The sequence below is a fragment of the Mycobacterium sp. genome (genome assembly GCF_035603715.1).
Lineage (GTDB): Bacteria > Actinomycetota > Actinomycetes > Mycobacteriales > Mycobacteriaceae > Mycobacterium.
This window is the reverse complement of record NZ_DATNJW010000717.1, coordinates 1-3,741: the sequence shown is the minus strand read 5'-3', so window position 1 is coordinate 3,741 and position 3,741 is coordinate 1. Positions and strand designations below refer to the sequence as shown.

The window sequence follows — 3,741 nt, the reverse complement described above, 5'->3', positions numbered from 1 at the left end:
ACCCAAGGCTCGATGGAGCATTCGCCGGATGGCATGCCGAACCCCTGCAGGGGCGGGTAAGAGAAGTAGGCGTCCTCGGAGGCGATGACGATGTCGGTGGTCAGGCCCATATGCGTACCGCCGCCCACACAGTAGCCGTGCACCTGCGCGATGGTGGGTTTGGAGAACTCCCACAGATTCAGGGTCGGCTTGACGAAGAGATCCGACTGCGCCTTCCACGGATGGCCTGTCACCATGGCGTTCTCCACGAACGATGGATAGTCGACGGCGTTGTTGCCGATCGCATGCCCGGAGCAGAATCCCTTGCCGTTGGCCTTGAGCACCAACACCTTGATGTCGTAGTCCCGATCGGCGTCCAGCAGTGCGGCGTCGACCTCCTCGGCCAGCTTTTGGTCCTGCGCATTGGCCTTCTCCGGCCAGTTCAGGGTGATCTTCGCAATCGGACCATCCTTCTGGTAGATGATCCGCTCGCGAGTTTCGTTGAGGTCCATACGTTTTTTACCCTTCCTATAAAGTGATGCAGTCTCTATGAAGTGATGACGCCGATTTCTGCGCCGATGTCGTAGGTAGTCCCGATCTGGCCCGTCCATTGCACCGTGCCCGAGGCCCCGGCCTCGATTTCCTGTTCCACTTTCTCGGTCGCGATCACGTAGATCGGCGTGCCCTCGTCCACATGCTGTCCGGCTTCGACGAGCAGATCGGTGAGCTCTGCCTCCGAGACGGCCACCGATACCCGCGGAATGCGAATGATGAAGTCAGCCATGGGCTCCCGCCCTGTCCAGGGTCCGCTGAGCGGCGGCGACGATCCGCTCCGGCGACGGATAAACAGTCGCCTCCAGCGCGGCCGCGGCGGGGTTGGGGATGAATCTGGCTGCGACCCGCTCGACGGGCGCGACCAGCTCGCCGAATAGCTCGGACTGCAGTATTGCGGCGATCTCCGCTCCGGGCCCGCCGAATTGCACTGCGTCGTGGATGATTACGGCCCGGCGAGTTCGGCGCGCGGATTCGACGATCGTGTCGACGTCGAGCGGAACCAGAGTCCGTAGGTCGACGACCTCTGCGCTGACGCCCTGGCGGGCCAGGGTTTCCGCCGCTGCCAGCGCTTCGTGCACGGCCCGCCCGTAGCTGATCAGGCTCACGTCGGTGCCGGACCGCTTGATGTCGGCCTGACCCAACGGAATCCTGAAGCCAGGGTCGACGGGCACCGGGCCCTTCTTGCCTTGCAGCCGAATCGTTTCGACGAACAGACACGGGTCCTCGTCGAAGATCGCCGACGCAAGTAGGCCTTTGCCGTCCCGTGGGGTGGACGGCACGATCACCTTCATGCCGGGGATGTGCATGAACCACGCCTCCAGGCTCTGCGAATGAGTCGCGCCGGTGGCCAATCCCGCATAGACCTGGGTGCGGACGGTGATCGGCGCCGTGGTGCGCCCAGCGGTCATGAAGCGCAGTTTGGCGGCGTTGTTGATCAACTGGTCGGCGGCGATACCGATGAAGTCCATGATCATGATCTCGGCCACCGGCAGCATTCCGTCGATCGCCGCGCCGATAGCGGCGCCGACGATCGCTGCCTCCGATATCGGGGTGTCCAGCACACGGTCGTGGCCGTATTTCGTCGACAGGCCGGCCGTGGGACCCGACGCTCCGGGGTCGGCGATGTCCTCACCGAGCAGGAACACTCGGTCGTCGGCTTGCAGCGCCTGGTCCAACGCGAGGTTCAGCGCCTCGCGCATCGTCATCTCTTTGTCGTCCATGCCATTACACCGGGAACTTGATCGGGGTTGCGTATACGTCGCGGTCGAGTTCGTCCACCGTCGGGGAGTCGGCGCTCATCACGGTTTGCAGCGCCGCCTCCACCGTCGCGAGCGCATCGTTGTCGATGCCATCCAACTCGGCTTCACCGCAGATGCCCGCCTCGGCGAGCTGCGCGCGGAACTTCGGCACCGGGTCGGCATCCATCGCCGCGGCTAGCTGGTCCTTGGGGATGTACGGCATCCGGTCGCCGAAGTAGTGGCCCCGGAAACGGAAGGTCACACATTCGATGAAGGTGGGGCCGCCGCCGGAGCGGGCCCGCCGCAGCGCCTCGTCGAGAACCGATTTCACCGCCAGCGGGTCGTTGCCGTCGACGCGCACACCCGGCATGCCGTAGCCCGCCGCGCGTTCGGCGACGTGCTCGAGCTTCATGGTGTCGCTGGTGGGTGTCATCTCGGCGTAAAGATTGTTCTGGCACACGAAGACCATCGGCAGGTCCCACAGCGCGGCCATGTTGGCCGCCTCGTGAAACGAGCCCGTATTGGTCGCACCGTCGCCGAAGCTGACCACGGTGACGCGATCAAGGCCTTTGCGTTTGGCCGACATCGCCAGGCCCACAGCCACCGGCGGGCCGGCGCCAACGATGCCGGTCGACAGCATCACCCCGTTCTCGGGTTTGGCGATGTGCATGGTGCCGCCCTTACCACGGCTGGCGCCCGTCGTGCGCCCCATCATCTCACCGTAAATCTCTTCGAGCGGAACGCCTTTGCCGATCAGGTCGTGCAGCCCGCGGTAGGTGGTCACCAGCTGGTCGTCGGCCCGCAGCGCGACACCCATCGCGGCGGCGATTGCCTCTTGACCGCGCGACGGCCAATACACACACATGAATTCCCCGGTGCCGATCCCTTTGGAGAGCCGGTCGTCGGCGGCCTTCATCAGCACCATCAACTCATAGAGGCGCTTGTGCATGTCCCCAGAGACCTCTGCCGCCTGAGTCACTTTGTGTAGGAGCCGATCTGCTTGTAAACCTTGGGAATTGGCGGTGGGTCCATACTGAGATATTGCAACGACGACATCTTGCCGCTGGCGCCGAGTTCACCGAGCTTCTGCACCACCCCGTCGAGATCGTCGCAGTCGAGCTCGTAGATGGCGATGAACGGGCCTTTGCCATCGGTCGGCGCGAAGCGGCGCGCCGAGACAATCCCCTCCACCGAGCAGATCTCGGCCAGATGGGTGTCGTTGTACCAGTTGTGGTACTCCTCCTCTAGGTCCGACGACACCGGCATGGTCTGCAAGTAGATAACGCCCTTAGGCATTCGCCCGCTCCTCCTCATCGCTTCGCTATCGCGCCATTCCAATTCGGTTGTGGCGCTGGTTAACCGCCCGACCACGGCTTCACCTTCAGGAATCCTCCGCCGTCGACGCGGAGCTGCTGGCCGGTGATGTAGCGGGCGGCGTCGGAGGCCAGGAACAGCACGGCCTCGCTGATGTCCTCGGGCTCGACATAGGGAATGGGCATGGCCTGCACCAGCGGGAAGACCGGCTCGGCGTCCTCGCGAGTCGGGTTCTGCAGGTCGGGCCGGAAGGCCCGGTACATCGGTGCGCTGTGCAACATGTCGGTGTTGACGTTCGTCGGGTGCACCGCGTTCATCCGGATGGAAAACGGAGCCAGTGCGCGTGCGAAGTCGTTGACATAGTGCGCGGCAGCGATTTTCGCGAAGGCGTATCCCGCGCCGCCGGGGCCGCCGTCGATGCCGGTGGTGTTCATCGACGACATGAAGGCCGCGTTGGAGCCGATCACGATGATCGAGGCGCCCGACTCCAGATGCTTGAGGCTGGCGTGCACCAGGTTGAGCACGCCGCCCAGGTCGACATCGACGGCGTCGGCGAATGCCTGCGGCGGCAGACCCGCCGTCAGCGGGCAGATACCGGCGTTGGCGATCACGACGTCGAGGTGGCCAAGCTCGGCGACGCCCCGGTCGATCGCCG

The 3,741-nt window shown here is 64.5% G+C and carries 6 protein-coding genes; all 6 read right to left on the bottom strand.

Going from position 1 to position 3,741, the window contains the following annotated elements:
• On the bottom strand, positions 1-491 hold a 491-nt coding region (locus VN856_RS28840), incomplete at its 3' end, for an enoyl-CoA hydratase/isomerase family protein (RefSeq protein ID WP_325695736.1).
• A gap of 35 nt (positions 492-526) precedes the next feature.
• Positions 527-763, bottom strand: a complete 237-nt coding sequence (locus VN856_RS28835) for a biotin/lipoyl-containing protein (protein WP_325695733.1) — start codon at positions 761-763, stop codon at positions 527-529.
• Entirely contained in the window at positions 756-1,754 is a 999-nt protein-coding gene (locus tag VN856_RS28830; protein ID WP_325695730.1) for an alpha-ketoacid dehydrogenase subunit beta, read from the bottom strand. Before VN856_RS28830 ends, VN856_RS28835 begins: the two co-directional genes overlap by 8 nt.
• 4 nt (positions 1,755-1,758) lie before the next feature.
• Positions 1,759-2,751: a thiamine pyrophosphate-dependent dehydrogenase E1 component subunit alpha gene (locus tag VN856_RS28825; protein ID WP_325695728.1), complete on the bottom strand. Its 993-nt coding sequence runs from the start codon at positions 2,749-2,751 to the stop codon at positions 1,759-1,761.
• A complete protein-coding gene (locus VN856_RS28820; protein WP_325695725.1) occupies positions 2,748-3,068 on the bottom strand; it encodes a hypothetical protein in 321 nt (106 codons plus the stop codon). Before VN856_RS28820 ends, VN856_RS28825 begins: the two co-directional genes overlap by 4 nt.
• A 59-nt stretch (positions 3,069-3,127) precedes the next feature.
• On the bottom strand, positions 3,128-3,741 hold a 614-nt coding region (locus tag VN856_RS28815), incomplete at its 5' end, for an SDR family oxidoreductase (RefSeq protein ID WP_325695722.1).

Excerpts from the sequence above, each read along its gene's own strand:
- VN856_RS28835 (WP_325695733.1), bottom strand. The coding sequence starts at position 763 with ATGGCTGACTTCATCATTCGCATTCCGCGGGTATCGGTGGCCGTCTCG.
- VN856_RS28830 (WP_325695730.1), bottom strand. The coding sequence starts at position 1,754 with ATGGACGACAAAGAGATGACGATGCGCGAGGCGCTGAACCTCGCGTTG.
- VN856_RS28820 (WP_325695725.1), bottom strand. The coding sequence starts at position 3,068 with ATGCCTAAGGGCGTTATCTACTTGCAGACCATGCCGGTGTCGTCGGAC.